General features: G+C 49.5%; 2 protein-coding genes and 1 pseudogene. 1 reads left to right on the top strand and 2 read right to left on the bottom strand.

The features are described 5' to 3' along the window. Positions 1 to 171: 171 nt before the first annotated feature. Positions 172 to 2,757 carry a bifunctional diguanylate cyclase/phosphodiesterase gene (locus HMPREF3096_RS06280; RefSeq protein ID WP_070544359.1) on the top strand — a complete coding sequence of 862 codons (2,586 nt, stop codon included), beginning with the start codon at positions 172 to 174 and terminating at the stop codon, positions 2,755 to 2,757. Positions 2,758 to 2,915: 158 nt separating this feature from the next. Here HMPREF3096_RS06280 and HMPREF3096_RS31365 read toward each other — a convergent pair. Together HMPREF3096_RS31365 and HMPREF3096_RS06290 are read right to left on the bottom strand one after the other, a co-directional pair. After that, a pseudogene (locus tag HMPREF3096_RS31365) lies at positions 2,916 to 3,089 on the bottom strand (IS6 family transposase); the annotation flags it as partial. An 11-nt stretch (positions 3,090 to 3,100) separates the two neighbouring features. Then, positions 3,101 to 3,703 (bottom strand): IS3 family transposase (locus tag HMPREF3096_RS06290; protein ID WP_070544361.1); only part of this gene is annotated, 603 nt, incomplete at its 5' end.

Consider the following 3,703-nt stretch of genomic DNA (forward strand, 5'->3'; position numbering starts at 1 on the left):
TACACTAAATCAGTAAGTTGGCAGCATCACCCTTATTCGCACCTTCCCTAGCTAAAGCAAAAAAAAGTGCTCAAAAAATTCTGGAGAAAAAATCCGTTTCTGCCGATACTGCCTCTGCGGGCTGTGCCTATTTCAGGCCAATGGACTCTCACCCGTTAAGAGATGGGGAAAATGAACTGGCAGCGCTTCAACAAAGTAAGTAGTTTTTCAGGAGAAACCAGTGGCATAATAAAGAAAAATTTTATTATTACCGCGGCGTTGCTGAGCAGTCTCTTTCTGGCGGCAATAGTGAATCTTTTATATATCGCGGATAATCTTAATAATAAAGCAGACGCGCGCAGCAGTTTACTTTTGCAAAAAGCCCTCACTAACCGGCAGGAAAAGATACGCGCAAATTTAATGGATAATGCCGACTGGGGCGAAGCGTATAATAATTTGCACAAGCAGGTGAATGTTAAATGGGCATGGGACAGCCAGAACCTTGGTGAATCGCTTTACACGAATTACCAGTATGAAGGCGTATTTGTTTTGTCTCCCGCCGGGGAGACGCGTTATAGCGTCATTGAAGGAAATCTTGTCAGCCAGCCTTTCGAGAAATGGCTCAACCGGAACATCACCAAAGAACTTTTTAACGACCTCTCACAAAGCCAGGGTAAAGCCGTCTCACGCCTTATGATGACCAACGGGCAACTCACCTTACTGGCGGCGGCCCGGATCACGTCGGGAGACGATGAAAGCATCACGCCGGTGGCGGAAGATGCCTCGGTACTGATTTTCGCCGACGTGTTAACGCCCGTTAAACTGGAGAAAATGGGCAACGAATACGGCATTCATAATGCGCATACGTTCGGCAGAATGGAGCCACACCTGAAAGCCGACTACCGGGAAGCTCAGCTTATTTTACCCATTGATAATGGCGATGTTCTGATTGAGTGGCGAAGCGACGATCCGGGCAGAGCGCTGATGAACCGGGAGCTGCCGTTAATCATCATTCTGATGTTATCGACCATTGCATTTACCTGGTTGATGCGGCGTGGTGCGTTAATCAAAGCGCAAATTAATGACGAAAATGTTTTCCTGCTTGAGCAAAGCCGACAAGCGCTTACGGCAAGTGAACGACGCTTTCGCGACGTCATTGAAGCCACCACCGACTGGATTTGGGAAGCGGACAGCGAGGCACGGCTAACGTGGTTATCCGACCGTTTTTCCGGCGTTACCGGTCATCATTCTGACGACTGGCTTGGGCGGAACATGTTGGATTTCATCCACAGCGACAAAATCCTTTTTCATCACTGGCTGCTGAATCCGCAGACGAGCAGTAATTACACGCTCAAAAAGGCCCGCTATTTCTCAGCTCAGGGCCATCAGCGTTACTGCAATGTGGTGGCGAAGCGCGCCATTATGGATGATGGTTCTATGGGCTTTCGCGGTACGGTGACCGATGTCACTCTGGAAGTGGAGGCGCAGCAGCGTGCCGAGTATTTATCGCGGCATGATGAATTAACCGGCCTGCCAAACCGGGTCAGAATGAAAGAGTTTCTGGAAGGTGAGCTGCGTTCTTTACCCGATCCGGATCATCCCCTGGCCATGATCAGCCTCGACCTGGATAAATTCAAACCGGTAAATGATTTATTCGGCCACAATGCGGGCGATGCGTTACTCAATGAAGTCGCCAGCCGGTTGCGGTCCTGTACCCGTAAAATCGATCTGGTTGCCCGGCAGGGCGGAGATGAGTTTATCCTTATTCTGCCGGATATTTATGTGCGTAAAGACATAGAGACGCTCTGCCAGCGCATTGCCAGTGAAATAAGCCGGCCTTTTATCGTTAACGGCAATGAAGTGTATATCAGCGTGAGTATGGGGATTGCACTGGCGCCTCAGGATGCAATGAACGCCAGCGATCTGATTCGGTTATCCGATATCGCATTGTATAAAGCGAAAAATACCGGTCGCAATAACTGGGTGTTTTACGAACCCAACATGGGCGAGTACTTAATTCAGCGCCGGGAAATGGAAAAAGAGTTTCGTGAAGCGTTATGCACAGACCAGTTTCAGCTGGTTTATCAGCCCCGTTACGACATTAAAACCTCGCGTATCGCTGCTGTCGAAGCACTGGTTCGCTGGCAGCATCCGCGTCTCGGTTTACTGATGCCGGATCAGTTCATCCCGCTTGCGGAAGAGACGGGCCTGATCGTTGCCATGAGTGATGTGGTGCTGGAGAAAGCCTGTAAAGATATGGTGCATCTCTCGCCCGATTTGGTTATTTCGGTCAATATTTCGGCGGTGGAGTTTAATACCCGTGGCCTGGAGAAACGGGTAAAGGCTGCGCTGCAAAAATCGGGGCTTAAACCGTCCCGGCTGGAGTTAGAAATTACCGAAAACGTGACGATTTCCAATCCGGATATCACGCTGGAAACCATGAAGCAGCTGAAGGATATCGGCGTACGCTTTTTGATTGATGACTTTGGAACCGGCTACTCGGCATTAAGCTATCTGAAACGCTTCCCGTTCGACGGAATAAAGCTGGATAAATCTTTTTTGTTCGCCATGGAGGAATCGGAAAACGCCAAAATCATCGTTGAGAATATTATCGGCCTTGGCAAAGCCTATTCGCTGGCTGTCACCGCTGAAGGCGTGGAAACGGCGGAGCAGTTGAAAAGGCTTAAACAATATCACTGTGACGAGGCGCAAGGGTATTTCATCGGGAGGCCTGTCGCGCTTGATGCGTTAAATTTAGACGTGGCATTTAGTGTGTGAATGCACGTCAGTGGATGGCGGATCCAGGTTCCGTCGCCGTTTCTACTGAAGATTACCGAGGCAGGCTGCGCGTCTGCCTCGGTGTGTTGTCAGGCGGCTTTAAGTGGGCACTGTTGCAAAGTTAGCGATGAGGCAGCCTTTTGTCTTATTCAAAGGCCTTACATTTCAAAAACTCTGCTTACCAGGCGCATTTCGCCCAGGGGATCACCATAATAAAATGCTGAGGCCTGGCCTTTGCGTAGTGCACGCATCACCTCAATACCTTTGATGGTAGCGTAAGCCGTCTTCATGGATTTAAATCCCAGCGTGGCGCCGATTATCCGTTTGAATCGCCACGGATAATCTAGACACTTCCGAGCCGTTGATAATACTGTTTTTCATATTCTGTCGGTGACATCTGTTCGCTGGAACCATGCCGACGCTTACTGTTATAAAACATTTCGATGTAATCAAAAATATCACTGCGGGCTTCTTCTCGCGTTCCGTAGATCTTTTTCTTTATCCGTTCGCGTTTCAACAACTGGAAAAAACTTTCTGCAACCGCATTATCATGGCAGTTACCGCGACGGCTCATGCTACCCTCCAGGCCGTGTGATTTCACGAACGACTGCCACTCATGGCTTGTGTACTGACTGCCCTGATCCGAATGAACCAGCACCTGTTTTTCGGGATTACGCCGCCATACAGCCATCAGCAGTGCGTTCAGGACAATGTCCTTTGTCATCCGGGATTGCATGGACCAGCCGATAATTTTGCGTGAGAACAGATCAACAACAACGGCAAGATACAGCCAGCCTTCGTGGGTCCTGATGTAGGTTATGTCCGTTACCCAACGCTCATCAGGAGCATCCGGATTGAACTGTCGCTGGAACCTGTTGGGTGACACGATACTGGCCTCGCCTTTACGTGCCCGCGGGGGCTTTGTTGAATAAATCGAACTTTTGCT

The sequence above is a fragment of the Klebsiella sp. HMSC25G12 genome (assembly GCF_001807705.1).
In the GTDB taxonomy this organism is placed as follows: Bacteria; Pseudomonadota; Gammaproteobacteria; order Enterobacterales; family Enterobacteriaceae; genus Klebsiella; species Klebsiella variicola.